The following is a 25404-nucleotide window of genomic DNA, read 5'->3' as shown; positions in this document are numbered from 1 at the left end:
CCGAAACGTCACTCGGGCAATGCGTGCTTCGGCCTAGACACGACCGGCGCGCGGTGCACGACCTGCGGCGCGTCGGTCAAGATCGGTGGATCACCGCTGAGGATCGGCAGCTCGGTGGTCATCTCGGCCGGTGTCTCGGCGGGAATGTCGATCGTGCCCGATCGGGTGAAAGGGTTGCGCAACGGCCTGCGCCGCTCGCGGTGTGGCAGTCCCTCGCCGATCAGGTGCTGGTGCGCCATGTTCCAGATCTGGCACGGCCACCGGCGGCGCCGCAGCCAGCCAGGACACGCCTTGCACCGGCCGTCCTCGTCGGGCTGGTGCACGGTCAGCAACAGCCGCCAGCCGTCCGCCAGGCGGTGGATCTCCGCGCGGGCCAGCGGAACCAGCGCCTCGGCCTCACCGTGCTCCGCCACCTTGTCGAGCAGCGCCAACCGCTGCAGCACGGCGTCGCGCAGGGTCTGGTCCATCACATCTTCGCCGTGGCCTGGTCGAGCAAAGAGCCCAGCCGACGCGTCTGAGTGGCGGACATCACAGCGGTCTCGCCTGGCGGCGTGACGAGTAGAACTCGGTCATTCTCGACCAGAACGGTCATCGATCTGTCCCGACCGAACGGGTCGTGGCAGTGGATCCATCCCTGTGGTTCAGCCATGGAATCTCCCTTCGAGGGACACCCGACTCCGTCTTCATCGGCCGTAGGCCCTGCTCGCCGCACCGCACGCGGGGGAATTCACTCGTTTGCTGGACCGGTCCGGCAGGGGCAGTGGTCCACTCGGGGAAACTTTTGGGTCGCGTTTGTGTGGGGGTGCTGGGCGCGGCCGCCGTGGGCCCGCTATATTTGGTGACGGCGGCCCCGCTCCCAGTGACCCCCAGGCTGGTTGAGCGCGGCCGCCCTTTAATTTCCCCACTTCCCCCAGCACGTACCGGCGCATCGCTCTGCGCGAAATCCTCTTGCGCCCTGCGGTCTCGTACGCTGTAAGTTCCTCGTACACCGTAAGGGGGAGGAACGATGACTTCGACGACCGAGAAGGTCGGGGTGCAGCCGCACCCCCAGCGCTGGGCCGTGCTCGGCGTGCTCTGTCTGTCCGTGATGGTCGTGGTGCTGGACAACACCGTGCTGAACGTGGCGATCCCGTCGATCTCCACCGGCCTGGGGGCCAGCACCGCGGACATCCAGTGGATGATCAACGCGTATTCGCTGGCGCTGGCGGGTTTGCTGCTCACGACCGGTTCGCTCAGCGACAGGTTCGGCCGCAAGCGCGCACTTCTGGCCGGTCTCGCACTGTTCGGCACGGGAAGCGCGGTGGCGGCCTACGCGGGTTCGTCCGAGGCGTTGATCGCGGCCCGCGGCTTCATGGGCATCGGTGCCGCGGTGCTGATGCCAGGCACGCTGGCCGTGCTCATGCAGTTGTTCGACGACAAGGAACGCCCCAAGGCCATCGGCATCTGGGCCGCCGTCACGAGCCTGGGCTTCGCGGCGGGGCCGGTGATCGGTGGCGCGCTGATCAAGCACTTCTGGTGGGGCTCGGTGTTCCTGATCAACGTGCCGGTGGCGATCCTCGCGATCGCGGCCGTCGCGATGCTGGTGCCGGAGTCCAAGGATCCGACCGTGCGCAAGCCGGACGTGCTCGGCTCGATCCTGTCGATCATCGGCATGGTGTCGATCGTGTACGCGGTGATCGAGGTGCCGGAACACGGTTTCGGTTCGCTCGAGTTCGGCGTGCCGGTGGCGCTCGGGGTGGTGACGATGACCGGATTCGCGTTGTGGGAACGGCACACCGCCGATCCGATGCTCGATCTCGGGTTCTTCAAGAACCGCCGTTTCACCGGCGCGGTGGCGTCGGGCGTGCTGGCGGCGTTCGGCATGGCGGGCTCGCTCTTCCTGCTGACACAACACCTCCAGGGCGTGCTCGGCTACAGCCCGTTGGAAGCGGGTGTGCGCGTGGCGCCGATGGCGATCGCGTTGCTCGTCACCAGCAACACGTTGGGACAGCTCGTGATGAAGCTCGGTGCGGGCAGGGCGATGCTGCTCGGCATGACGATCGTCGCGGGCGGCGTGGCGTTGCTGTCGATCGGCACGACCTACCCGCCCACGCTGGCCGGGCTGATCCTCATCGGCGTGGGTGTCGGTGTGGCACAACCGGTTGCGGTCAACGCGCTGATGGGGTCGATCCCGCCGGAACGCGCCGGCATCGCGTCCGGGCTGTCGGGCACGCTGACGGAGCTGGGTTCCTCGTTCGGCATCGCGGTGCTCGGCGCACTGTTGTCGGCACGGTTCGTGGCCTCGTTGCCGGACGGCGTTCCGGGGCGATCACTGAGCGAGGCGCTGCACAGCGGTGCGGACATCACGGTCGTGCGCGAGGCGTTCTCCAACGGCATGAGCGTGAGCCTCGTGATCGGTGCGATCGCCGTGTTCCTGGGAGGTGTTGTGGCCAGCGTGCTGTTGCGGCGTGCTTAGGATCGCTGCTGTGGACAGCGTGTGGTTCGGCAAGCCCAGGCCCAGCAGCGGGCAGCCCCTCGGCCTGAGCCGGGAGGCCATCGTCCGCAAGGCGATGGAGGTGCTGGACGAGCACGGCATGCAGAAGCTGTCCATGCGCAAGCTGGCCGCGGAGCTCGGCGCGGCCCCGATGTCGCTGTACTGGCACGTGCCGACGAAGGACGCGTTGATCGAGCTGTGCCTCGACGAGGTCTACGGCGAGTTCGAGCTGCCGGGCCCCGACGACGAGTGGGAAACCGCGGTGCGCGGGATGATGCACTCGTTGCGTCATCTCGCGCTCAAGCACCCGTGGTGGGTCCGGGGTATCGGTGAGTTCAACAGCATCGGGCCGAACGCGGTGGCGATGGCGGACTCGATGTTCGAACCCATGCTCCGGGCGGGCCTGTCGATGGCCGTGGCGGCGCAGTCGATCTCGACGGTGTCGAGCTTCGTCGTCGGGTACGCGATCGCCGAGGTGAACTTCATCAGCCGGGGCGGGATGGACTCGCCGCCGCCGGACCTGGCGAAGATCGCGGACATGTACCGGGAGAAGCACCCCCACTACGTCGCGATGCTGGACGAGCAGGAGATCTGGTCGCTGGAGCGGCAGTTCGAGTTCGGGCTGGACTGCGTGATCGACGGCATCAAAGCCCGCGTCGTGGCGCTGAGATAGCTGAACGCAGCGCCTCGGCTTCCGGCGCGTGAATGCGCTCGTAGATCGAGAGAGCCTCGCTCCAAGCTTGGGTCGCTCGGTCATCTGCGCCCCGACTGCTCAGGGCGTCGCCAAGAAGCTGCAACGTGCGGGCGGTCTGGTAGTCATCCTCGCATTCGTCATAAATTCTGGCAGCGCTCACGAAGTGCTCGTCTGCCTGATCGAACTCGCCGAAGTCAGCCTCAAGTTGTGCGAGGTAACGAAGGAAGAGCGCTTCGTTCCATGAGTTTCCCGAGGAGCGGCAGATGCTGAGCGACTCGTGCAGGTGAGCTCGCGCATCGTCGAACCGTCCTTGGCGGTGATAGATGCGTCCAAGCTCGCCCAGCATGATCGCCTCGCCGCGCTGGACGTGCAGTTCACGATAGAGCGTTAGCGCCTGCTGGAAGTGTCCAGCCGCCTCCTCAAGATCGTCCAGTTGCTGAAGCGCCAGTCCTACCACGTGGTGGGAGACAGCTACGTGGCGTTGATTTCCCAGCCGTTGTGCGAGGTTCTTCATTCGTTTGGCGTGTTGAATCGACTCATCAAGCCGGTTCGCGCGCAACAAGGCGTCCACAAACGCGCTGAGGCTCACCAGTTCGACCTGCCTGTCGCCGAGCCGCTGGGCGTTCTCCAGACCAATCGCACATGCCTCGGCATCGGCCGCCCACTGACCGTGGCGGATGTAGTGGGTCGCCAGGCATATGGGTAGAAGGGCCGATATAAGCGTGTGGCCGTGTTGCGAGGCGTGATCGAGCACGGATCGAAGGTTTACGTGCTCTTGCCGGTACCACTCAACCGCGGAACTTCGAGAGCTGAACGGCTCCGGCTCGACGCCCTGTAGCTGGTGGTACTCCAAGCGCGCTCGTCCATGGTGGGGGTAAATGGTCAATCTCGCGACGTCAGCGGTGTGCAGATACCAGCTGAGCAGCAGCCGGACGCACTCCGCACGGTCCTCGGCGGTGTCACACGCCTGTGTGGTCTCGGCGGCGAAGTCTCGAACCAGGTCGTGGAACTGGAAGCGGTCGGGACCGACTTCGGTGATCAGGTGTCCGCTGGTCAGCGTATCCAGCAGTGGCCGGGCCTGCATCCCGGTCATCGCGGAGGCGGCCTGAGTGCTGATCGTCTGGCCGGGGTGGAGGCTGAGCAGGCGGAACAGCCGCGCGGCCGATGGGGGCAGAGCGAGGTAAGACCAGGCGAAGATCGAACGGATCGTGGCACTCGCATCGTCCTGGGTCGTGAGCGTGTCCAGCCGACGGTTGGCGAGGTTCGTCACCAGCGCGGCGATGGACCGGTGAGGCCGGTCGGCGACCTGTTCCGCCGCTATCCGGAGCGCGAGCGGCAACCCGGCGCACCGCTGCACCAGGTCGTTGGTGGCATCGGGTTCGGCGTCCGCACGAATTGGGCCAATGACGTCTCGTGCCAACGCCAATGCGTCGCGTGGTGGCAGCTCGCGCAGCACGATTCGATGCGCGCCGTCGCGTGCTGCCAGGCCTGCAAGGCGGTTCCGGCTGGTCACGAGAACCAAACAGGTCGGCGAGCCGGGCAGCAGCGGGCGAACCTGCTCCGCTGTGGCCGCATTGTCGAGCAGTACCAGTATGTGGCGGTCTGTGAGCAGCGACCGGTAGAGACCGGTCATGGCGTCGGTGTCTCGCGGTACAGCCGCACCGAACACTCCCAGCGCGGCTAGGAAACCTGTCAGCACGTCGGTCGACGTGAGCGGTGGCTGCGGTGAGAAACCGCGCAGGTTCACGTACAACTGGCCATCGGGAAATCGGTCGCGCACGCGGTGCGCCCAGTGCACTGCCACTGCTGTCTTTCCCACGCCGCCCACGCCCGCAATCGCCGAGATGATCACTGGGCGGGTGTTGCCGGACATCAGCACGTCGAGGACGTCAAGTTCTGTGGTGCGTCCGGTGAAGTGGGCGACGTCCGGTGGCAGCTGCTGTGGGGTCGTTCGAAACGGCTGCGGGTTTAGGTGGACGGAGCCTGCCTGAACCACCATGCCGGCATCACCGTGGACGACGTTGCGCGTCGAGTCACCTGACATGGCGGTAGATGATGCGGTTGACAGCAGCGAGATCGTGGCGGAACGGAGGCCGGTCACCTGTTCGGCTGCTGGATAGGCGAAACCCCCGCAGCGATGATCGCGTGCGGGGGCCTCATTCATTCAGTTGGCCTTAGATGACGCTCTCCAGCGGCGTGTGCACGAGGCCGGTCGCCTCGGCCACCGGGCCGTTGGTCAGCTGGCCGGCGTGGGCGTTGAGGCCCAGGGCGAGCGAACGGTCGTCCTTCAGCGCCTGCGACCAGCCCTTGTCGGCCAGCGCGACCGCGTAGGGCAGCGTCACGTTGGTCAGCGCGTAGGTCGAGGTGCGCGGGACGGCGCCCGGCATGTTCGCCACGCAGTAGAAGACCGAGTTGTGGACCTCGTAGGTCGGCTCGGCGTGCGTGGTGGGACGCGAGTCCTCGAAGCAGCCGCCCTGGTCGATCGCGATGTCGACGAGCACCGAGCCCGGCTTCATCTCGGAGACGAGGGAGTTGGAGACCAGCTTCGGGGCCGCGGCACCGGGGACGAGCACGGCGCCGATGACCAGGTCGGCCTCGCGGACGGCCTGCTCGATGGCGAAGGAGTTCGAGGCCAGCGTGCGCAGACGGCCCTGGAACTGGGCGTCGATCTGGCGCAGGCGGTCGACGTTGGTGTCGAGGATCTGCACGTCCGCGCCCATGCCGACGGCGATCGTCGCGGCGTTGATGCCCGCCACGCCGCCGCCGATCACGACCACGCGGGCCGGGGCGACGCCGGGGACGCCGCCGGGCAGCACGCCGCGGCCGCCGGAGGGCTTCATCAGCGAGAACGCGCCGACCTGCGGGGCGAGGCGGCCCGCGACCTCGGACATCGGGGCGAGCAGCGGCAGCGAACGGTTCGGGAGCTGCACGGTCTCGTAGGCGATGGCCGTGGTGCCGGAGGCCAGCAGGGCCTCGGTCAGCGGCTTGTCGGCGGCGAGGTGCAGGTACGTGAAGAGGGTCTGGCCGGCGCGCAGGCGGGGGTACTCCGCCGCGATGGGCTCCTTGACCTTGAGGACCATGTCGCCCTCGGCCCAGACGTCGTCGGCGGAAGCGAGGATCTTGGCGCCCGCGGCGAGGTACTCCTCGTCGGTGATGGCGGAACCGAGGCCTGCGCCCTGCTCGACGAAGACGTCGTGGCCGCGGCTGGTCAGTTCGTGGGCACCGGCCGGGGTGAGAGCGACGCGGTACTCGTGGTTCTTGATCTCGCGGGGAACTGCGATCCGCACGATGACTCCTCCGTTCGGGCTGGCCTCTGTCTCACAATGTGGAGCAGTCCGAAGGTCATGTCACCGTGCGGATCGCACTATCCGGTCACTGTCTGGTTGTTCTGTAAGGACAAAGCCACCTTGAACACCCATGCGTGCTGGCCGACGCCCTGAGGCACGTCGACCACCAGTTTTCCACTCGATCGGGTCCATTTCAGGGGCCTGTCATGACCCAGCAACGTGATCTTGTCTCCGTCCTTGAGCGGCACCGGGGCGTCGACCACGAGCTGTGACCCCGGCTGGGCCAACGAGGTGATGTAGAACGCCTCGTTCGGCTTCACCGTGAACCGCAGCGAACCCAGCTGGGCCATCCGCGACCAGTACGTCGTGCCGTAGATCGACTCGCCGTTGGTCTTCAGCCACGACCCGGTCTCGCGCAGGCGCTGCTGCATGATCTCCGGGATCGAGCCGTCCGCTCGCGGGCCGATGTCCAGCAGGAAGTTGCCGTTCTTGGACGTCGTGTCGACCAGCGTGTCGATCACCTCGTCCGCGGTCATGTACATCGAGTCCGGCGTCGCCCGGTTCCACCCGTACGAACGCGGGTCGAGGCCGCGCGAGGCCTCCCACTTCTTCACCACGGTGTTCGGGTACGTCGCGTACTCGGGCGTCGTGTAGTCGTGGGTCGGGATGCCGCACCTGTCGTCGACCGTCACGTCCTTGGGCTTGGCCCGGTTCTTGGCCTTGTTGAAGTAGTCGGCCAGTACCCGCCGCGAGTCGTTCGCGCCGCCGATGTCGCACCAGATGACGTCCGGGTCGTACCCGTCGACCAGCTCGGTCATCTGCGGCGCCTGGTAGTCGCGCACGAAGTCCCGTCCGGCCTGGTAGCCGGTGTACGGCTCGGCGGCGCCGCTCCAAGGATTGCGCGGCCCGTGACCCGACCACGGGTTGTCGGGGTTGAACCACTCCGGCATCGAGAAGTAGAGCCCGTTCTTGAGCCCCGGCGTGTACTTCCGCGACGCGTCGAAGAGCTCCTTGACCAGGTCGCGCTTCGGTCCCAGGTCAACGGAGTCGCGACCGGACACCTTCGAGTCCCACAGCGCGAAACCCTCGTGGTGCTTCGAGGTCAGCACGTAGTACTTGGCGCCGGCCTCCTCGAAGAGCTTCACCCAGTCCTTCGGGTCGAACTTCGAGGCGGTGAACTGCGGGATGAACTGGTCGTACGAGAAGTTCTTCCCGAACGTCGCCGCGTGGTACGGGTTCACGGCGTTGTTCGGGTCCTGCATCCACTGCCAGTACCACTCCGCGTACTGCTCGCCCGGCGGCGACCACGCGGGCACCGAGTAGAGGCCCCAGTGGATGAAGATGCCGAACTTGGCGTCGTCGAACCAGTACGGCGACTCGTGCGTGCCCAACGACGCGTCGGTCGCCTGGTAGTCCGCCACACCCAACGAGAACTTGGCGTTCTGGGATGCCGAAACGCGTCCGGACGTCGCGATGACCTTCCCGTCGAACATGCCGGTCCGGTAGGCGTGGATCCCGATCCGCACCCGTGCCTCTTCGCCGGGCGCGAGCCGGCGCACGACAGCTGGCTGCAACGTCACCACGCCGAGCCCTTCCGCGCGCACCGAGACGTTGGAAACCCACTGGTCACCGAGGTTCACGACGGTGGCCTCGATCGTCTGGCCACCCAGCCGCGGCAGCTTGGGCGTGCTGCGGGCGGACCGGACGGCGAGCACCGCGCCCTTGCCCGCCGGTTGCAGAGACAGCGCGAACACGTGCAGCGAGGACTTGCCCTCGACGGCCGGGTTCGTCACCGGCAGCGTGATGCCGACGGCCTCCTTCTGGGGATCTGCCCAGAGCTGGGCGGTCCCGATCGACACGGGGTGCTGGTCGGTGCCGCCGGGGGAGTACCGGAACGGCGCGGAGATCGGACCACTGCCCGAGTACCAGTCAGGTCCGGTGATCGAACCGGTTGTTGAAGATCCGTCCGCGTAGTGCACGGTCGCGGTCCCTCCGGCCGCTCTGTACGAGGACGCCACGAGGAAGTGCGCGGTCAGATAGCGGCCGCGCGGGAGCTCGATCCGCTGTCCGAGAGCCACCGCGTTGTTCTTGGCCTGTGAATTTCCCGGGAAGAGGTACGGCACGCCATCGGCCGTGACCTGCCCGGACGGCAGCGCCTCCGCCGGGAACGCGTAGCCGGAACCGTCGAAGCTGCCGGTCCGGTCCGACGCGGTGTCGATGCCGTCGTTGTCGAAGAGGTGGCCGATGGGGACTGTGACAGGAGCTGGTGCCTCTGCCGCGGTGGCAGCGGGAACAGGGGTGAGCACCAGTGAGGCGAGCAAGGCGACGATGAACGGCTTCCGCATGAGACCTCCGATGTCTGCCTGACCTCACCCTGGCAGCGCTCTCCCCAATGTCAACCATCTCGCGTTGACACTTGGCGGGGGCCGCACATAGCGTTCGCGGTCGAGAACTGAAGACCGGCCGTGGCGCGAAGTGTTGATCACTGGGCGCCGAAACCCGAGTGGGAGAGACCTCGACGATCAGGTCGGGGCGCCGAAGGGGCAAGCTCCCGCACACTCTCAGGCAGCAAGACCGCTCGGGGTAGGCAACTCTGCACGGCGGAGGGGGACGCATGTTTCCTGACCCGTCACAGCCAGAGGAGTCGCCGTGGAGTTCCCCGAGAACCTGCTCTACACCGTCGAGCACGAGTGGGTCGACTGGACGCCGGGCACCCAGGACCCCCTGACCTGCGGAATCACCGAATACGCCGCCGACGCGCTCGGCGACATCGTCTTCGTCCAGCTGCCAGAGGTCGGTGCCAAGGTCGTCACCAACGCGGTCTGCGGCGAGCTGGAGTCCACCAAGTCCGTCAGCGACCTGTTCTCGCCCGTCACTGGTGAGGTGATCGAGGTCAACAGCGCTGTCGTCGACGACCCGGCGATCGTCAACACCGACCCGTACGGCGCCGGCTGGCTGTTCCGGGTTCGCGTCGAGTCGGCGGAGAACCTCCTCACGGCGGCCAAGTACGCCGAACTCACCAAATCTGACTGACCGCCCCACCACCACGAAGGACTGATCAGTGGCGATCAGCGTTTTCGACCTTTTCTCCGTCGGCATCGGACCGTCCAGCTCCCACACGGTCGGCCCGATGCGCGCGGCGGCCATGTTCGTCGAGAAGCTCGGCGACCGAGTGTCCGAAGTGGACCGGGTGCGCGTCGAGCTGTTCGGCTCGCTCGGTGCGACCGGCCACGGCCACGGCAGTCCGAAAGCCGTGTTCCTGGGCCTCGAAGGCAACCATCCGGAAGAAGTCGACCCGACGATCGCGGCCGGCCGGGTCGAGGAGATCATCGCGAGCGGCCGGCTCCGGCTCGGTGGCGCGCACGAGATCGGTTTCGTGCACGACCGCGACCTCGTCATGCACCGCCGCAAGTCACTTCCGTTGCACCCCAACGGAATGAGCTTCGAGGCGTTCAGCGGCGACAAGTCGGTCGAGCGCGCCGTCTACTACTCGATCGGTGGCGGCTTCGTCGTCGACGAGAACGCCTCGGGCACCGACCGGATCAAACCGGACTCGACGCCGTTGGCGCACCCGTTCCTGACCGGCGACGAACTGCTCGCGCGGTGCCGCGAGACCGGCCTGTCGATCAGCGAGATCATGATGGCCAACGAGCTGTCGTGGCGGACTGAAGACGAGGTGCGCCAAGGACTTCTGCACATCTGGCACGTCATGCAGGAGTGCGTGGAACGCGGCTGCAACGAGCACGGCGTCCTGCCCGGCGGCCTGAAGGTCCGCCGCCGCGCCGCCGACATGCGCAAAACGTTGGAGCGCGAGCACTTCGTCACCGACCCGCTGCGCGTCATGGACTGGGTCACGCTCTTCGCGTTGGCGGTCAACGAGGAGAACGCGGCGGGCGGCCGTGTCGTCACCGCACCGACCAACGGTGCGGCCGGCATCGTGCCCGCGGTGCTGCACTACTACACGAAGTTCGTGCCGGGAGCTTCCGACGACGGCGTGGTCCGGTTCCTGCTCACGGCGGGCGCGATCGGCGTGCTGTTCAAGGAGAACGCCTCGATCTCCGGCGCCGAGGTCGGCTGTCAGGGCGAGGTCGGCTCGGCCTGCTCGATGGCGGCCGGCGGACTCGCCGAGGTCCTCGGCGGCACTCCTGAGCAGGTCGAGAACGCCGCCGAGATCGCCATGGAGCACAACCTCGGCCTGACGTGCGACCCGATCGGCGGCCTGGTGCAGATCCCGTGCATCGAACGCAACGCCGTCGCGTCGATCAAGGCGATCACCGCCGTGCGCATGGCGTTGCGCGGCGACGGTTCGCACTTCGTCTCGCTCGACAAGGTCATCAAGACCATGCGCGACACGGGCAAGGACATGTCGGTGAAGTACAAGGAGACCGCACGCGGCGGACTCGCGGTGAACGTCATCGAGTGCTGATCTCCGCGAGGAAACCTAGCGGCGGGCGTCGTACGCCTGCTGAGCCGCCAGCACCTCCGGCATGCGCGCCTCCAGCATCTGGATCAGCGCGAGCAGGCGCTCGGCGGTCTCGCGGCCGAGCGGCGTGAGGGTGTAGTCGACGCGCGGCGGGTTCGTGGGCTGCGCGTCGCGGTGCACGAGCCCGTCCCGCTCCAGCGCGTGCAGCGTCTGCGAGAGCATCTTCTCGCTGACCCCGTCGACCCGCCGGCGCAGCTCGTTGAAGCGCAGCGGGCCGTCGAGGAGCGCGCTCATCGTGAGGCTGCCCCACCGGCCGGTGACGTGCTCCAGCGTGGGACGTGACGGGCACGCCTTCGCGAACACGTTGTACTTCATGGCGGCAAGGATACCTGGTGAAAACGCTTACGAAAAGTAAGTGGCAATGGTGAAGGGGCCCGCACACGCTGTGTGCGGGCCCTCACCTCCTAGAACGGCCAGTCGGCGTTCCGGCCTGCCTCGAGCAGGGGCACCATCCGAAAGGTCGCGTCCGTCAGGCCACCGAATTCGTGCCGATGAGCCTTGCCGGTCGCGTACGCCGCCTTCTGGTATCCGCCCAGGTTGAACCCGTAGAGCGGCACGTGCGCCGGCACGAGGCTCGAGACGTCCTGGCCGTGGTGCCCGCTGATCGTCTGCATGTCCGAGATGATGAACACGCGGTCGTGGCCCCGGTAGGTCCGCTTCAGCGACCCCGGGATGTCGGTGCCGTGCCCGACCTCGCCGATGCGCTTCAGGAACCGGTCGACCGTGCGGATCACCGACGCCCCGCGCGCGATGTCGTGCCGGAACGTGCCGTCCGCGAAGCCGATCACGTCGACCTGCTCGCCCTTGGCGCCCAGTGCGACGCCGAACACCGCCGCGGCCTTGGCCGGGGTGACCTTCGACTTCGCCGAGATCGTGCCGTGCGTCATCGACGCCGAGGTGTCGACGAGGATCAGCGACCGGCCCGGCAGTGCGGGCAGGTTGCTCAGCGACGCCTGCAGCGCCTGGTCCAGTGCGTGGCCCCAGCGCAGGCTCGGTGCCGCCTCGTACGCCGACAGGAACCGGAACGGGAACTGCCGCGAGCGAGCGACCTGGCCGGGGTCGGCCAGCCGGGTCGCGACGGCTGCCGCGACCTCGTCGGACATGCCCGCCTCGTCGAAGTTCCTGAGGTTGCGGATGAGCGCCATGTACCCCATCGACGGCGCGAGCGCCTCCCACACCTCCTTCGTCAGCGGGCCCTGCAGCCAGCCGGCCACCGACTCCCACGTCATGCCTGCCCGGCGCAGCACGTCGGCCGCGTCGGGACGTCCGAAGAGCGCCCGGCGCTGCTCGACCGGCCACGCCATCAGCTCACGGCGTGCCGCGGTCACGCGCAGCGCGTCCGGTACCGCCACATCGCTGTCGCGGCGCCGGTCCAGCACGTACTGGAAGAGCGAGCCCTGCCAGTCGGCTGCGGGAGAGGGGTGCGCGAGGTTCAGCACGTCGGCCATCCGGAAGCCACGGGCGTCGCTGTCCCACTTGAGGACCGCGCGCTCGTCGTACAGGCGCTTCACGGCGTCGGCGATGCCACGCTTGATCGGCTTCGGCACGCGCCGGCCGTTCGTGCCGGTCCAGTAGGCGAGGAGCTCGCCCGGCTCGTCGGCGCGCTGCAGCACGGAGTCGATGACGGCACGGTTGGTGACGCCCGCGTCGGAGGAGGCCACGAGCCGTGCGAACACGAACTCGGCCGCGCCGACGAGCGACGCCGTGCGCATGTTCGCCTCGCTGCGCAGCCACTTCAGCAGGCGCGCGGTCCACTCGGGATCCGCGAGCGCGGCGGTGTGGACGAGCTCGGCGAACCGGTTGTCGCGCTGACCGCCGGACTCGTAGAAGGTGGCCTCGCCGCCCATGTTCGACACGGCGAGCAGGAACAGCTCGGACTTCGTGTCGCGCGCGTAGCCGTCGCCGCCTTCGTAGGTGCGACCGGACGGTGCCGGCGCCGTGGCGACCGGGCTGGTGCCCGCCGGACGTGCACGGAAAATGTTGAACTTCGCCATCGGCTCTTCCCCCCTCAAGACAAAAGAAAGGGAGCCCACAAACATCACACGTGTCCGAGATCAAGGTCGCGGAAGGTACATTAGCTGCTCTGCCGAACTGAGCTACAGCCGTGAGGCTGGCAGGATTCGAACCTGCGACCCGCCCATTAACAGTGGAAGTAACCCTCTGCTTCGCACCGGACACGTGTGAAGTTGTGCGCTCCCGAGATCAAACGCGCCAACGGGTTGTTTGCGTTTTGAAGACGAAGTAACCGTTGGCTTCGCACCGGGTGCGATATCTATGTAACCACGCCGGGCCAGCGATTTAATTCCGGCCGGCGTGGAGTTGTGGGCGCCCGAGATCAAGTCGCGGAAGGTGACGTGCTCACCGAGGTGAGCGAAGACTGGCCGAGGCCAGCTTCAGGGATCGAACCTGAGATATCACCGGAAGTAACCCTCCGCTACGCACCGGGCGCACACCAATACAACCACGCCGCGCAAAGGGTTTTCCTAGGGCGCCGCCTTCACGAGCCGGCGCAGCAGGTAGAACAGCCCCACGGTCAGCAGGAAACCGACGGCGCTGATCATCACTATCTGCTCGACCGTGTCGGCCTGTGCCCCCGCGAACACGTAGGCGGTACAAATCGGGATGGTGCCGAGGAGCGTGAAGGACATGAAAGTCCGGAACGACACCCTGGACACTCCCGCGGACACCGACACGGTTTCCGCCATCATCGGAATGCCGCGCGCCACGCCGAAGAACCAGGGCCCGAACTGACGGCCCCATCGCCGCATTTCGGTCAGTTCCTCGATGGTCACCACCCGGCGCACCAACCACGGACCCGCGAACCGGCCGAGGGCGTACCCTGCGGCAGAGGAACCCAGGGATCCGACGATCGCGAGTGCCAGTCCGAAGGGCAGGCCGAGTGCCGTCCCCGCCAGCACGATGAGCGGAGTGGACGGCACGGGCAGCAGCACGTCCACGACGAGCAGGGCGAAGATCGCCACCGCCGCCCACACCGGGTTGATGCCGCGCACCCACGTCACGACACCCTCGAAGTCGATGAGGTCGAGTGCTTCGAACACGATCCAGCTCAGCAGCACGAAGCCGAGCACGACGGCCGGTATCCACTTCCACCGAACGCCCGTCTCATAACTCATCGGGTGATGGTCGCCCACCGCGATGCGCCGGACAATCCGCCAGTGGCGCAGGTTCCGCGAAGGAGACACACATGAGTGACGACCTCGTGCCGTTTCTCGGCCACTGGGTGCTCGATCCGGCGCGTTCCGCGTACACCGGCGGTGACCCTCCCCGCAGCGGTCACTACGACCTCCGCCTCGAAGGAGAGCGGCTGGTCGTGAGCATCGAAGGCGTGCTGGGGTCCGGTGCTCCCATCCGCACCGGGTACACATTGGACCTGTGGCAGGACACGCCGATGGCCGTCGGCAAGGTCGACCGCGTGCGCACGGTCGTCGAGCCGCGCCAGTTCTGCACGATCGCCTACGCGGGTGCGCAAGCGGTTGCGCGGGCGTGGCGGATCCTGGGCAACCTCAACGACATGACGGTCGTCCAGTCCGCACCGGACCACTTCGGCGTGTGGCGTGACGACGTTTCCGTGTACCGCAGGCAGTTCTAAGAGTTGTCGTGCCGGTCGAGCAGTGTTCGCAACGCCTTCATCTCCGCGGCGAGGGCTGCGCGACCGGCGTCGGTGATGTGCAGCCACGTCTTGGGCCGCTTGCCCTCGTAGCCCTTCTCCACCTCGACCAGGCCCGCCTGTTCCAGCACGGTGATGTGTCGCGACAGGTTGCCCGCGGTCAGTTCCAGCGCCGACTTCAGGTACGAGAACTCCACCCGTTTCGTCTCGGCCGCGATCGTCAGCACGCCGAGCCGATGCCGCTGGTGGACGGTGTCGTCCAACCCTGCCGTGGGGTTCTCGCTCATCGCGCCATCTCACGCCGCACGGAGCCGATGGTGCCACCGATGAGGAGAACGGCCGCGGGCAACGCGGTGCTCGCGAAGTTCTCGACCGAGTACGGCCAGACGATGAAGAACTGTCCGGCCACGTTCACGAACAGCACAACAGCGCTGAAGATCGCCACGGTGACCGTGCACACGGTGCTGCGCTCCAGGTAGGCGAGCACGGCCAAGCCCGCGGCCAGCACGACCATCGGGCCGAAGGGGAACACCGTGACGAAGTGTGCGAGGGCGAACAGCACGAGCACCGCGAGGGTGAAGCCGATGCTGCGCATGCGCCACGTCGCGGCCACGATCGCCACCACGGTGACCGGCAACGCGATCTGCCAGCCGACCCGGCCGAAGAACAGTTCGCTCAGCACCGGCACCCCGATCAGCGGCAGCACCAGCATGAAGATCGTGACCTGGGCGTACAGCCTGGTCGACGTCTCCACGCCCACCTGCGCGGCCCGCCACCGGTACCACCAGACGACCGCGAGATAGCCGCACAGCAACGCGACGATCCAGTAGATGTCCGCCGCGATGCCGGGCTCGTCGAAGCCGAGCACCGGGCCCATGAGCTTGCCGGTGGGGTGCAGCCAGTGCCAGAGCCACGGCTCGTCGGACACGCTCCACGAACAGTTCATGGTCGCGTCGCAGAACTCCGGCCCGTAGAACGGTGTCGCGCCCAGCGTGATCAACCCGAACAGCAGGAACGGCAGCCAGTATCCGTGCCGGTCGGCGCGGGCGCGCTTGCGCACCGCGGCCAGTTCGGTGAGCAGGCTCCTCGGATCCTCAGTCATCGTCAGTCCCCCAACTGCACTCGATTGCAATCAGGTTTGCATTACAAACCAGATTGGTCAAGCGCGAGGGCGGAACACCGTGACGACAACACGCAGGCCCAGGAGCACGCTCACGATCAGCAGGTTGTAGCCGAGCACCTGGTACAGCCCGGTGCCCTGCACGACCTGTGGCCCGCCGGAGGCGCCGAGCAGCAGCACCGCCATCACGCCCGCGGTCGCGCCCAGGACGGTCAGCATCACCTGGTGCAGCAGGCCCGTCAGGAACGACCGGTCGCGCTCGTCGGCGAAGAGCCGCATCGACATGCTCAGCCGGCCCTGCTCCATCGCACCGGTGATCCGGTCGATCCGCCGCGGCAGGCGGCGCAGCATCGGCAGCACGGCCTGGAGTTCCTCGGTCATCGTGCGCTGCACCGACTCCGGCGTCAGGCGCTCGGTGATCTGCTCGGTCGCGAACGCCCGCGACTCCACCACGATGTTGAAACCCGGCGCCAGCACCGCGAGCGTGCCCTCCAGTGTCGCCAGGGCGCGGAACACCGCCGCGATCTCCGGCGGGATGCTCAGGCCGAACCGCGACACGATCAGGAACAGGTCGCCGAACATCTCCACATCGGGCCGCATGCCCGCGCCGAGGTGCCGGGCCATGAACTGGCCCAGCGTGCGCTCCAGCCGTTGCTCGTCGATGTCCTCCGGCCGGGAGGTCAGCTCCAGCAACGCGTCCGTGAGCTGGGCGGGATCACTCCGGTCGATCGCGAGCAGCAGTCGTTGCAACGCCGACCGCAGCGCGGAGTCGATCCGTCCGACCGACCCGAAGTCGAGCAACCCGAGACGTCCGTCGGACAGCAGCAGCACGTTGCCCGGATGCGGGTCCGCGTGGAAGACGCCGTCGAGCATCACCTGCCGCAACACGAACCGCAGCAACGTCCGCGCCAGACCATCGTCCTCTGCGGCACCGCGCAAAGGCACGCCGTCGAGCCGGTCCATCACCAGCACGCGAGAAGTCGACAAGTGGACATGTGGCAACCTCACCGAGGAGTCGGAAGCCGCCGCGACAGTCGTGATGTTGCGTGCCTCGATCTTGAAGTCCAGCTCCTCCCGCAACGCCGCCGCGAACCCCGCCGCCAGATCCCGCACGCCCAGCGCCGAACCCCACCGCGTGCGCTGCAAGGTCTCCGCGAGCCTCGACACGATGTCCAGATCGCCCTCGGCCACCGACCGCACGCCCGGCCGTTGCACCTTCACCACGACCTCCGCGCCCGACTTCAGCACGGCCTTGTGCACCTGCGCGATCGAGGCAGCGGCCAGCGGTGTCTCCTCGACCGAGGTGAACGCGTCCAACCCGACCTCGGCGTCGAGCACCGCGCGGACGTCCTCCCACTTCGCCGCGGGAACCTTGTCCTGCAGCAGGCTCAGCTCCTCGACGAACTCGACCGGCAGCAGATCCGCCCGCGTCGACAGCACCTGCCCGAGCTTCACGAACGTCACCCCGGCGTCCTGCAACGCGAGCCGCAGCGACCGCGCCAGGCCGGCCGAGGACCGCTCCCGGCCGCGCAGATAGGGCCCGAGACCGTGCCGGAAGGCGATCGCGGTGATCCGCGAGTACCGGCGGGTGCGCGCGATGCGGCGGCGCAGCATGCCCCACCACTCCGTCGGCGGCGGGATCGAGCCGGTCGGCACGATGATCTCGGCGAACGCCAGCAGGCCGATCACCGCGAGGATCGACAGCCCCAGCTGGAGCGTGACGAGCCCGGCCGTCGGCTCGACGGTGGTCTCACCGAAGGCGCTCGACGCGACCGACATCGCCAGCAGGCACGCCAGCGCCGTGCGGATCAGGCCGATGCGCAGGCCCAGGATCCGCCGTGCGGCCAGCGCCATGCCCATGACCAGCAACAGGAAGGTGATCGGGAAGCCGATCGTGTAGACGAGGAAGTCCCCCATGATCGAAGCCTAGGCGCGCCTCTTGACTCAAGCTGTGCTGTCACGAAAGATCCGATGAATCGCCGCCCGCGTGGACCTGACCGCACATCGAAGTGAGGTGCCCGAACGTGGTCGAACTCAACCGGCGCACGCTGATCGGAGGCGCGTTGGCCGGGGTAGCGGGTAGTGCGCTACTCCCTGACATCGCGTCCGCGGGTGATGACTTCAACTGGAAAGACTTTGTCGGGTCATCGGATCTTCTCTGGAAGAAGATGCCGACGACCTGGTATGAGGGCCCGTACCTCGGCAACGGCTACCTGGGGTCCGGCATCTACGCCGAACCCGGCGCCAACGCCGTCAGATTCAACGTCCAGCACTCCCAGGTGCAGGACCACCGGCCGGAGTTCGGGGCGCTGTTCGGCCTCGCCCGGCTGCCCATCGGCTACTTCACGCTCGAACCCGTCGGTGCGATCACCGGCGTCGACCTGCGGATGGACCTGTGGAACGCCGAGCTGACCGGCACGATCACCACGGCGGCGGGAAGTCTGCGGCTGCGGGCGTTCATCCACACCAAACGTGACCTCTACGCCATCGACGTGCAGGCCAGCGAGGGCGAGCGCGCGTTCAGGTGGGTCTTCCACCCGCTCAAGGCGATCAGCCCGCGCACCGACCCGAAGTGGAACAGGCCGGCACCGGCGGGCTTCACCGACAACCCGCCGGTGCAGCTGACCAACGCCGGTGACGTGCAGCTGGCCGTGCAGCCGTTGAACGCGGGCGGCGAGCACGTGACGGCGTGGCGCGAGGTCACCCGCGGCACCCGGCGCACGCTCTTCACCAGCGTGGCGTGGTCGCACCCGGCCAAAACGGCTGTGCGCAAGGCGATCAGCAACGTCCGCTGCGGCTCGATCGAGGGTCTCGCGGTCGACCACCGCCTGTGGTGGCACGACTTCTACCGCAAGAGCTTCCTGTCCATTCCGGACAAGCGGCTGCAGGCGTTCTACTGGATCCAGCTCTACAAGTTCGCTTCCGCGGCACGGAAAGAGGCGCCCGCGATCGCGACTTGCGGGCCGTGGCTCGAGAACACGCCCTGGCCGAACACGTGGTGGAACCTCAACGTGCAGCTGGAGTACTGGCTGATCCACGGCTCCAACCACGTCGAGTTCGACGCCGTCACGTACTCGGTCGACAGGTACCGCGACGTGCTGGTCGAGCAGGTGCCGGCCGAGTACCGGCACGACTCGGCCGGCATCCCGCGCACCACCGACACCGTGCTGAACAACGGTGCGGGGATCGGCAACTCCGGTTACGGAGTGGGCATTCCCGGCAAGGACGTGCCGACGCCCGAGGTCGGCAACCTGACCTGGACGCTGCACAACGTCTGGCTCACCTACCGGCACACGATGGACGACCGGGTGCTGCGCAACGTGCTGTTCCCGTTGCTGCGCAGGGCCATCAACTACTACTTCCACTTCCTGACCAAGGGCTCCGACGGCAAGTGGCACCTGCCGATCACGTTCTCGCCCGAGTACGGCGTGAACGCGCCGGACTGCAACTACGACCTCGCGCTGATCCGGTGGGGCTGCCAGACGTTGATCGAGTCCGCGAAGTCGTTGCGCGTCAACGATCCGCTGCTCCCGAAGTGGCAGGACACGCTCGCCAACCTCACGCCGTACCCGGTGGACGCCAACGGGTACATGATCGGCGCGGGCGTGCCGTTCGCGAAGTCGCACCGGCACTACTCGCACCTGCTGCAGATCTACCCGCTGTACGAGGTGACTTGGGAGGATCCGGCGAAGCGGCAGCTCATCGAGACATCGCTGAACCACTGGATCAGCTTCGAAGGCGCGTTGCAGGGCTACACGTTCACGGGTGCGGCGTCGATCAGCGCGCAGATGTTGCGCGGGGACAAGGCCGACTTCTACCTCGGCGAGCTGATGCGCCGGTACATCAAGCCGAACACGATGTACCAGGAGTCCGGCCCGGTCATCGAAACGCCGTTGTCGGCGGTGCAGTCGATGTACGACATGCTGTGCCAGAGCTGGGGTGGCGTGATCCGCGTCTTCCCCGCGGTGCCGTGGCCCGAGATCTCGCTGGACAACTTCCGGACGCAGGGCGCGTTCCTGCTTTCTGCTTCACGGCAGAAGGGCGCCACGCGGTGGATCAAGCTGCGGAGTGAGGCCGGCGCGCCCTGTGTGGTGCGCACGGACATCAAGGATCCTGTCGTGCGCGATCGGTCGGGCCGGCCGAAGCGCTTTTCGGTGCTGCCCAACGGAGATCTGCGCATCGAGCTCCGGCGCGGTGAGGAAGCGTTCATCCACCGCAGCGGTGACAAGCCGGAGTTCGAGGTAGGCCCCGTGATCGGTGCTCCCGCACCTTCATGGGGTCTGCCGGGTTAGAACACAGCCGGTGCCCCGCCGCGACGGCGGTGCGGCGGGACACCGGCCGTGCGGTCTAGAAGTCGAACACCTTGTCGGTGTTCACGCGCATGACGCACGGGTTGGCGAAGGTCTCCTCGAAGTCGACCTTCTTGCCCTGCCACGTGCCGTGCAGCTTCGCCTTGGTCGGGTTCAGCTCCATGGTGCACATGGCGTCGCCCGTCTCGAGCTTGGTGAAGTCGCCCTGGACCGGAGCGAGGGCCTCGCACGCGGTCTTGGCGTTCTTGTGCGGCCCGCCGGCGGGCTCGCAGTTGAGCAGGGTGTTGTCGAACGAGCCCATCTCCTGCTGCACCGACAAGATCAGGGTCGATTCGGGCAGCAGAGGCGCCGCGGTCGCCGTCGCGGGGATGGCCGGAGCGGCGAGCGCGAGGCAGGCGAACAAAATTCGGTTCCTGGCCATGCCAACACTGTGGCGCGGCCAGGAACCGAAATTCCAATCAACTCAGCGGTAACACCAGATCGTGTAAACCGCCATTACGGCATGCAACTAGACGCCGGTTAGCTCCGTCCCGGCGAGCGCCGACGCGACTTGCTTACCCACTGCAGCCATGCCATTGGCATTCGGGTGAACAGGGAACGCGAGGCTCGTCGGAATGATGCCCTCGACCCACTTGTCCCACGGTGCCGCACACGTGTCGCGACCAAGACTGATGTTGTACGGGTTCACGAAAGTGGCACCGGCGGCCTTTGCTTGAGCGCCGAGCATTCCGTTGAGTTGCTTCTGCACGTTGTCGAGGAACGGCACATCGCCCCTCGAGATCGGCACGATCGGCCAGCAGCCCCCGGACGGCGGCAGGATCCGCAGGTAGCCGACCACGACGATCTTGGCCTTCGGGGAACGCTGTTTGATGCCCGCGAGCACTGCGGCCACCTTGGCGGAGGTGGCGTCGACGCGCGCGGCGAGCGAGTCGCCGTAGTTCGCCTTGCAGGGCGCGCCTTGCGGGTCGAGCAGGCTCTTCCCGGCGCAGGTCAGGATGATGTCCATGAAGCCGATGTCGTTGCCGCCGATCGAGACGGTGACGAGGTCGGTGTCGGGCTTGAGGGCGGAGAGTTGTGGCACGGACTGGCCGGGGATGCCGCTCTGCACACCCTCCATGTCCTTGGTCTGGGCACCACCGCAGGAGATGTCGGTGAAGTTGGCGATGCCGAGCCTTTTCGCGATGACGGACGGGTAGTTCTGGGTGGACTTGAAGCAGCTCAGCGGATCGAGCCGCTGCAGGGGGATGAACGGCCCGGAGACGAACGAATCCCCGAGTGAGACGTAGTTCCGGTACTTCGGCGCGGCGGTGGCGGTAGGAACGAAAAGTGCCGCGATCAGGGCGGTGAGCAGGGAAACAACAGTCACTCGGCGCGTCATTGCTACCTCGTTACTGAAGAGTAGGAACGTAGATCGAAGGGTGACCGGACCATTGCGCACTGTCAATCCCTCGACCAGGCTGGAACGATGACGGGGGTACGCAAAGTAGCTGTCGCATCCGCGGTCGGTAACACGATCGAGCTCTACGACTTCCTGCTCTACGGCACGGCGTCGGCACTCGTGTTCGACAAGATCTTCTTCCCGCAGTTCGACTCGCGCGTGGGCGTGCTGCTCGCGTTCGCGACGTTCGGCGCGGGCTTCTTCGCCCGGCCGCTGGGCGGTGCGGTGATCGGTCATCTCGGCGATCGGATCGGGCGCCGCTCGATGCTCGTGGTGACGCTGTCCGTGACGGGTCTGTCGACGGCGATGATCGGCTTGCTGCCGACCTACGCCCAGGTCGGGATCCTCGCACCGCTGTTGCTGGTCCTGCTGCGGGTCGTGCAGGGGTTCTTCATGGGCGGCGAGCAGGGCGGCGCGTCGCTGATGGCCGTCGAACACGCGCCGCCGGGCCGGTGGGGCTGGTACGGCAGCTGGGTGTTCATCGGGTCGCCGGTCGGTCTCGTGCTGGCGAACCTGGCGATGTACGTGTCGTCGCGCGCGTCCGGGCCGGACTTCCTGAGCTGGGGCTGGCGGTTGCCGTTCCTGTTCTCGATAGTGCTGGTCGGGATCGGGCTCTACATCCGGTTGCGGGTGACCGAGAGCCCGCAGTTCGCACGGGTCGAGAAGTCCCGGCAGAAGTCGCGGTTGCCGATCGCGGAGGTCCTGCGCGACCGCTGGCGCGTGGTGTTGCTGGGTGCCGGGGTGAACCTGGGCTTCACGATCTTCATCTACGTGCTGAGCGTGTTCATGATCGGGTACGGCCGCACGGCGTTGAAGATCTCCGCGGACGACCTGCTGGTGGCGACGATCGTGGGGTCCGCCGCCCAGGTTGTCGCGGTGCCGGCGTTCGCGTGGTTGTCCGACCGCGTCGGCCGGTTGCCGGTGATGTTCGGTGGCGCGATCTTTCAGGCCGCGTTCGCGTTCCCGTTGTTCTGGTTGACGGACGCGGGTTGGTTCACGTTCGCGATGGTGCTCGGTTTCGTCGGCTCGGCGGCGTTGTTCGGCCCGTCCGCCGCGTACTTCGCCGAGCTGTTCCGGACGCGCGTGCGCTACAGCGGGGTGGCGCTGAGCTTCCAGCTGGGCGCTGTGCTGGGTGGCGGGCTGGCGCCGTTGGTCGCGCAGTCGTTGCTGCGCACCGGAACCTGGGCGATCGCGCTGTACCTGATCGCGGGCGCCGTGCTGTCCGGCGTGTGCCTGCTGGTGATCGGCTCAGCACACGAGGCGGAGCCGGCGGGCGGCGAGTCCGATGCTCAGCCGCTGTCCCCAGCCGAGGCGTAGCGCGTCGCTCTCGATGCCGTCGCCGAACGCCACCAGCCCGTCGGACTCGACGTCGACGTGCAGGGGGCGGTCGGCGATCTCGCCTTCGGTGTGCGTGATTCCGGTGCTCGGCGACGGCCACGCCTCCCGCACGAACCAGACCAGCCTGCGTTCGGTCGGGTGCGGGAGCGTGAGCGCGCTTTTTCGTTCACGGTGGGCACTCGAGCACCAGCCCGTCGCGCCGGTGCCGCTGCCGACGAGGATGCCGGACGACGCCTGGCGCTCGTTGCGGATGCGGTACCGGCTGGTCTGGTGACTCGGGTGGCCGACGTAGATCTCGTTGAGCGCCTGGAGGGTCTGGCCGTCGTCCGTCCTGGCCTCGACCATCGTGCGGTCCTCGGTGTTCTTGGTGTTGTGCAGGAGTTCGGCGGCTTGGGTGGGGGCGTGCCGCGCGAGGACACCCTGCTCAGGGTTGATGCCGATCACGGGCTGGCCGTCGAGGTACTTGGCGACGTTCGCGACCAGCCCGTCCTGCCCGACGATGACGACTACGTCCTCGGGCGCGAACAGGAACCGCGACAGGTCTTCCCTCTCGACCACGCCGCGGCGCCAGTCCAGCGGGATTGCGGCGCTGACCTCTCCCAACGCTTTGCGGGCCTGCTGGTCACGATCCACCACCTCGTCCAGGGTTCTGTCGCGGGACTTCAGGAAGAACTCGACCTGGCCACGAGTGCCGTGTCGCGCCAACAACTCTGTCAGCTCGGTGCGTCTGTGCACCAGCACAATTCGCGGGGCGAGGCTCATCGGGCCAGTCGGTTCAGGATCGGCTGGATCAGGTCGGGGGTCAGGGTGATGCTGCCGATCTCCGGCAGGTTGCCCGCGAGTTCCTTGGCTGCCAGGGCGTACAGGGTCTCCTGCGGGATCTCCTTGTAGGCGTCGAGGCGTGCCTTCTCGCCGGCGGCTTCGGCTTCGGCGAGCTTGCGGATGCCGTCTGCCTTGGCGTCGTCGGCGATTCTGCTGGCCCTGGCGTGGTCCTCCGCCTTCTTCAGGGCGTTCGCTCCTCGTTGCACCACAAGGAGTTCTTCTCGCTTGGCCAGCTCGATCTGGTTCTGGAGCTCGTTCTCGCTGATCGAGCGTTCTCGTTCGACGGCCATGGCTCGGCGTTCGTAGGTGGCCTTGTCGGCCTCCTGCTGGACCTTCTCGCGGATGGTGGTCTGGAGGGCCTTCTCCATGTCGGCGTCCGGGCGGATGGCCACGACCCTGACGTCGATGATCTCCATGCCGATGTGGTCCGCGGTCAGGTTGGTTGTGACTGCGTCCTTGACCCGTTCCACGCCGGTCCTCATCGCTGGTTCCAGGTCCATGGTGGCGAGGACCTTGAGGGCGTGTTGCTGGGTGCTCTCGGTGAGGGTGTTCGCGATCTGGCTCAGGGGGTCCTGGCGCCAGGTGCCGTTGTCCGGGTCGATCGAGAAGTCGATTCGGGTGGTTGCTGTTTCCGGGCTGGTGCAGCGGTAGGTGACGGTCAACTGGACGGTGATGTCCTGGTAGTCCCGGGTTCTGGCGTGGAAGAGCATGGGGAGTTCGCGGTCGTCCACCGGGACTTCTGACAGGACGGCGTTTCTGGGGCGGAACCAGAAGCTCAGGCCCGTGCCTTCGTGGATGAGCTTGCCCTTGCTGACGTGTCGGATGTGGACGGTGGGGGCTCCTCTCAGGTGGCGGAGTCCGGGGTAGGTGCTGATGTCGGCCATGGTCTTGGCTCCTTGCCGGCGCTTGTCGTCGATCTGACGATAAGCCTATACTCGTCGGTGTGTACAGGCCAAGTGATTTCCCTCCCTTTGCGGTCACGGTCGATCTGGTGGTGTTGACCGTGCGGGGCGATGCGCTGTGTGCGTTGCTGGTTCGGCGGGGGGAGGCGCCGTTTCGGGGGCGGTGGGCGTTGCCTGGGGGGTTTGTGCAGGTTGACGAGGCTGTGGATGCGGCCGCGTTGAGGGAGCTTCGCGAGGAGACCGGGGTTGGTGGGCTGCACTTGGAGCAGCTCGGCACCTATGGGGAGCCCCGGCGGGATCCTCGGATGAGGGTGGTTTCGGTGGCGTATCTGGCGTTGGCGCCGGATTTGCCTGTGCCGGTGGCCGGGACTGACGCTGCGGAGGCGTCTTGGGTGCCGGTTGGGGAGGTTGGGCCGTTGGCGTTCGACCACGCCCGGATTTTGGGGGACGGGGTGGAGAGGGCGCGGGCCAAGTTGGAGTACACGGCGTTGGGGACCGAGTTTTGCCCTGGGGAGTTCACGGTGGCTGAGTTGCGGCGGGTTTACGAGATCGTTTGGGGGGTTTCGTTGGACCCGCGGAACTTTCACCGGAAGGTGACTGGGGTGGAAGGGTTGTTGGAGGCTACTGGGGGGACGACTTCTCGGGATGGGGGGCGGCCGGCGGCGTTGTTTCGGCGGGGGAGTGTTGGGGTGTTGTATCCGCCGTTGGTGCGGGCGCCTGGTGCGTAGGGGGTCGCGGCTTTGAGGGTGGTCGCCTTGCGGGCGGCGAGTTCGGCCTGAGTGCTTCCCTCTGGGGGCGCTGCCCCCAGACCCCCGCCAATCTGATCTGGGGGTGCCTTCGCCGTGCGTGGGTTGATGGCACGCCTGTTGCGTTGGGCGGAGTTGCGTTGCGTAGGTGGTGCGGTCCGGG

22 protein-coding genes and 1 riboswitch are annotated in these 25404 nt (G+C 67.1%); of the genes, 8 read left to right on the top strand and 14 right to left on the bottom strand.

Annotation, left to right across the window (positions count from 1 at the left end):
- Window positions 1-8 precede the first annotated feature (8 nt).
- Window positions 9-467, bottom strand: coding sequence for a hypothetical protein (locus ACWGE0_RS22180; RefSeq protein WP_452262797.1), 459 nt, complete (start codon window positions 465-467; stop codon window positions 9-11).
- Window positions 468-1006: 539 nt separating this feature from the next.
- Here ACWGE0_RS22180 and ACWGE0_RS22175 point away from each other — a divergent pair.
- On the top strand, window positions 1007-2455 hold the full coding sequence (locus ACWGE0_RS22175) for an MFS transporter (RefSeq protein ID WP_452262796.1): 1449 nt from the start codon (window positions 1007-1009) through the stop codon (window positions 2453-2455).
- 10 nt (window positions 2456-2465) lie between these two features.
- Entirely contained in the window at window positions 2466-3146 is a 681-nt protein-coding gene (locus ACWGE0_RS22170) for a TetR/AcrR family transcriptional regulator (RefSeq protein ID WP_452262795.1), read from the top strand.
- On the opposite strand, the gene ACWGE0_RS22165 is transcribed toward ACWGE0_RS22170, so the two are convergent.
- The 3 genes from ACWGE0_RS22165 to ACWGE0_RS22155 all read right to left on the bottom strand — a co-directional run bounded on the left by ACWGE0_RS22165 (window position 3118) and on the right by ACWGE0_RS22155 (window position 8799).
- Window positions 3118-5211 (bottom strand): ATP-binding protein, encoded by a 2094-nt coding sequence (locus ACWGE0_RS22165; RefSeq protein ID WP_452262794.1) that lies wholly within the window; start codon window positions 5209-5211, stop codon window positions 3118-3120. The two genes, ACWGE0_RS22170 and ACWGE0_RS22165, sit on opposite strands and share 29 nt — an antisense overlap.
- Window positions 5212-5341: 130 nt before the next feature.
- Complete coding sequence (ald, locus tag ACWGE0_RS22160) at window positions 5342-6454, bottom strand: alanine dehydrogenase (RefSeq protein WP_452262793.1); 1113 nt, start codon at window positions 6452-6454, stop codon at window positions 5342-5344.
- A 77-nt stretch (window positions 6455-6531) separates the two neighbouring features.
- Window positions 6532-8799 carry an alpha-L-fucosidase gene (locus ACWGE0_RS22155; RefSeq protein WP_452262792.1) on the bottom strand — a complete coding sequence of 756 codons (2268 nt, stop codon included), beginning with the start codon at window positions 8797-8799 and terminating at the stop codon, window positions 6532-6534.
- 149 nt (window positions 8800-8948) lie between these two features.
- Window positions 8949-9041: riboswitch (glycine riboswitch) on the top strand.
- Window positions 9042-9103: 62 nt separating this feature from the next.
- Between ACWGE0_RS22155 and gcvH the strand changes: the two genes are divergently transcribed.
- Both gcvH and ACWGE0_RS22145 read left to right on the top strand, forming a co-directional pair.
- On the top strand, window positions 9104-9487 hold the full coding sequence (gene gcvH / locus ACWGE0_RS22150) for a glycine cleavage system protein GcvH (RefSeq protein ID WP_452262791.1): 384 nt from the start codon (window positions 9104-9106) through the stop codon (window positions 9485-9487).
- A gap of 28 nt (window positions 9488-9515) precedes the next feature.
- Entirely contained in the window at window positions 9516-10880 is a 1365-nt protein-coding gene (locus ACWGE0_RS22145) for an L-serine ammonia-lyase (protein ID WP_452262790.1), read from the top strand.
- A 15-nt stretch (window positions 10881-10895) separates the two neighbouring features.
- On the opposite strand, the gene ACWGE0_RS22140 is transcribed toward ACWGE0_RS22145, so the two are convergent.
- The 3 genes from ACWGE0_RS22140 to ACWGE0_RS22130 form a co-directional block, all read right to left on the bottom strand.
- Window positions 10896-11252, bottom strand: a complete 357-nt coding sequence (locus ACWGE0_RS22140; RefSeq protein WP_452262789.1) for a winged helix-turn-helix transcriptional regulator — start codon at window positions 11250-11252, stop codon at window positions 10896-10898.
- Window positions 11253-11341: 89 nt separating this feature from the next.
- The gene (locus tag ACWGE0_RS22135) at window positions 11342-12931 is read right to left on the bottom strand and encodes a TROVE domain-containing protein (protein ID WP_452262788.1); all 1590 of its coding nucleotides are present in this window, start codon (window positions 12929-12931) and stop codon (window positions 11342-11344) included.
- A gap of 489 nt (window positions 12932-13420) precedes the next feature.
- Entirely contained in the window at window positions 13421-14071 is a 651-nt protein-coding gene (locus tag ACWGE0_RS22130) for a TVP38/TMEM64 family protein (RefSeq protein ID WP_452262787.1), read from the bottom strand.
- 71 nt (window positions 14072-14142) lie between these two features.
- Here ACWGE0_RS22130 and ACWGE0_RS22125 point away from each other — a divergent pair, with 71 nt between their 5' ends.
- Window positions 14143-14547 carry a hypothetical protein gene (locus ACWGE0_RS22125; RefSeq protein WP_452262786.1) on the top strand — a complete coding sequence of 135 codons (405 nt, stop codon included), beginning with the start codon at window positions 14143-14145 and terminating at the stop codon, window positions 14545-14547.
- Here ACWGE0_RS22125 and ACWGE0_RS22120 read toward each other — a convergent pair.
- From ACWGE0_RS22120 to ACWGE0_RS22110, 3 genes are read right to left on the bottom strand one after another with little or no spacing between them, the layout of a single operon-like run.
- Window positions 14544-14852 (bottom strand): winged helix-turn-helix domain-containing protein, encoded by a 309-nt coding sequence (locus ACWGE0_RS22120; protein ID WP_452262785.1) that lies wholly within the window; start codon window positions 14850-14852, stop codon window positions 14544-14546. The two genes, ACWGE0_RS22125 and ACWGE0_RS22120, sit on opposite strands and share 4 nt — an antisense overlap.
- A complete protein-coding gene (locus ACWGE0_RS22115) occupies window positions 14849-15667 on the bottom strand; it encodes a hypothetical protein (RefSeq protein ID WP_452262784.1) in 819 nt (272 codons plus the stop codon). Before ACWGE0_RS22115 ends, ACWGE0_RS22120 begins: the two co-directional genes overlap by 4 nt.
- A 57-nt stretch (window positions 15668-15724) precedes the next feature.
- On the bottom strand, window positions 15725-17602 hold the full coding sequence (locus ACWGE0_RS22110; RefSeq protein ID WP_452262783.1) for an ABC1 kinase family protein: 1878 nt from the start codon (window positions 17600-17602) through the stop codon (window positions 15725-15727).
- Between the two features lie 251 nt (window positions 17603-17853).
- On the opposite strand from ACWGE0_RS22110, the gene ACWGE0_RS22105 reads away from it, so the two are divergent.
- Window positions 17854-19977 (top strand): glycosyl hydrolase family 95 catalytic domain-containing protein, encoded by a 2124-nt coding sequence (locus ACWGE0_RS22105; protein WP_452262782.1) that lies wholly within the window; start codon window positions 17854-17856, stop codon window positions 19975-19977.
- A gap of 55 nt (window positions 19978-20032) precedes the next feature.
- Here ACWGE0_RS22105 and ACWGE0_RS22100 read toward each other — a convergent pair whose 3' ends face one another.
- Both ACWGE0_RS22100 and ACWGE0_RS22095 read right to left on the bottom strand, forming a co-directional pair.
- The gene (locus ACWGE0_RS22100) at window positions 20033-20416 is read right to left on the bottom strand and encodes an SSI family serine proteinase inhibitor (RefSeq protein ID WP_452262781.1); all 384 of its coding nucleotides are present in this window, start codon (window positions 20414-20416) and stop codon (window positions 20033-20035) included.
- Window positions 20417-20503: 87 nt separating this feature from the next.
- Window positions 20504-21433: an SGNH/GDSL hydrolase family protein gene (locus ACWGE0_RS22095; protein WP_452262780.1), complete on the bottom strand. Its 930-nt coding sequence runs from the start codon at window positions 21431-21433 to the stop codon at window positions 20504-20506.
- Window positions 21434-21460: 27 nt separating this feature from the next.
- On the opposite strand from ACWGE0_RS22095, the gene ACWGE0_RS22090 reads away from it, so the two are divergent.
- Window positions 21461-22750 (top strand): MFS transporter, encoded by a 1290-nt coding sequence (locus ACWGE0_RS22090; protein ID WP_452262779.1) that lies wholly within the window; start codon window positions 21461-21463, stop codon window positions 22748-22750.
- Here ACWGE0_RS22090 and ACWGE0_RS22085 read toward each other — a convergent pair.
- Both ACWGE0_RS22085 and ACWGE0_RS22080 read right to left on the bottom strand, forming a co-directional pair.
- Window positions 22682-23533 carry a hypothetical protein gene (locus ACWGE0_RS22085; protein WP_452262778.1) on the bottom strand — a complete coding sequence of 284 codons (852 nt, stop codon included), beginning with the start codon at window positions 23531-23533 and terminating at the stop codon, window positions 22682-22684. The genes ACWGE0_RS22090 and ACWGE0_RS22085 overlap by 69 nt on opposite strands.
- Window positions 23530-24477 (bottom strand): SPFH domain-containing protein, encoded by a 948-nt coding sequence (locus ACWGE0_RS22080; protein WP_452262777.1) that lies wholly within the window; start codon window positions 24475-24477, stop codon window positions 23530-23532. The genes ACWGE0_RS22085 and ACWGE0_RS22080 overlap by 4 nt, the downstream gene beginning before the upstream one ends.
- A gap of 59 nt (window positions 24478-24536) precedes the next feature.
- Here ACWGE0_RS22080 and ACWGE0_RS22075 point away from each other — a divergent pair, with 59 nt between their 5' ends.
- Window positions 24537-25223 (top strand): NUDIX hydrolase, encoded by a 687-nt coding sequence (locus ACWGE0_RS22075; RefSeq protein WP_452262776.1) that lies wholly within the window; start codon window positions 24537-24539, stop codon window positions 25221-25223.
- The last annotated feature ends 181 nt before the right edge of the window (window positions 25224-25404 follow it).

The sequence above is a fragment of the Lentzea sp. NPDC054927 genome (assembly GCF_053610285.1).
The sequence above is the reverse complement of the archived record's forward strand: the minus strand, read 5'-3'. Positions and strand labels throughout refer to the sequence as shown.

What these genes read in the sequence shown, in the direction of transcription:
- ACWGE0_RS22180 (WP_452262797.1), bottom strand. Translation starts at nt 467, where the DNA reads ATGGACCAGACCCTGCGCGACGCCGTGCTGCAGCGGTTGGCGCTGCTC.
- ACWGE0_RS22175 (WP_452262796.1), top strand. Translation starts at nt 1,007, where the DNA reads ATGACTTCGACGACCGAGAAGGTCGGGGTGCAGCCGCACCCCCAGCGC.
- ACWGE0_RS22165 (WP_452262794.1), bottom strand. Translation starts at nt 5,211, where the DNA reads ATGTCAGGTGACTCGACGCGCAACGTCGTCCACGGTGATGCCGGCATG.
- ACWGE0_RS22155 (WP_452262792.1), bottom strand. Translation starts at nt 8,799, where the DNA reads ATGCGGAAGCCGTTCATCGTCGCCTTGCTCGCCTCACTGGTGCTCACC.
- ACWGE0_RS22140 (WP_452262789.1), bottom strand. Translation starts at nt 11,252, where the DNA reads ATGAAGTACAACGTGTTCGCGAAGGCGTGCCCGTCACGTCCCACGCTG.
- ACWGE0_RS22135 (WP_452262788.1), bottom strand. Translation starts at nt 12,931, where the DNA reads ATGGCGAAGTTCAACATTTTCCGTGCACGTCCGGCGGGCACCAGCCCG.
- ACWGE0_RS22130 (WP_452262787.1), bottom strand. Translation starts at nt 14,071, where the DNA reads ATGAGTTATGAGACGGGCGTTCGGTGGAAGTGGATACCGGCCGTCGTG.
- ACWGE0_RS22125 (WP_452262786.1), top strand. Translation starts at nt 14,143, where the DNA reads ATGAGTGACGACCTCGTGCCGTTTCTCGGCCACTGGGTGCTCGATCCG.
- ACWGE0_RS22120 (WP_452262785.1), bottom strand. Translation starts at nt 14,852, where the DNA reads ATGAGCGAGAACCCCACGGCAGGGTTGGACGACACCGTCCACCAGCGG.
- ACWGE0_RS22115 (WP_452262784.1), bottom strand. Translation starts at nt 15,667, where the DNA reads ATGACTGAGGATCCGAGGAGCCTGCTCACCGAACTGGCCGCGGTGCGC.
- ACWGE0_RS22110 (WP_452262783.1), bottom strand. Translation starts at nt 17,602, where the DNA reads ATGGGGGACTTCCTCGTCTACACGATCGGCTTCCCGATCACCTTCCTG.
- ACWGE0_RS22105 (WP_452262782.1), top strand. Translation starts at nt 17,854, where the DNA reads ATGCCGACGACCTGGTATGAGGGCCCGTACCTCGGCAACGGCTACCTG.
- ACWGE0_RS22100 (WP_452262781.1), bottom strand. Translation starts at nt 20,416, where the DNA reads ATGGCCAGGAACCGAATTTTGTTCGCCTGCCTCGCGCTCGCCGCTCCG.
- ACWGE0_RS22090 (WP_452262779.1), top strand. Translation starts at nt 21,461, where the DNA reads ATGACGGGGGTACGCAAAGTAGCTGTCGCATCCGCGGTCGGTAACACG.
- ACWGE0_RS22085 (WP_452262778.1), bottom strand. Translation starts at nt 23,533, where the DNA reads ATGAGCCTCGCCCCGCGAATTGTGCTGGTGCACAGACGCACCGAGCTG.
- ACWGE0_RS22080 (WP_452262777.1), bottom strand. Translation starts at nt 24,477, where the DNA reads ATGGCCGACATCAGCACCTACCCCGGACTCCGCCACCTGAGAGGAGCC.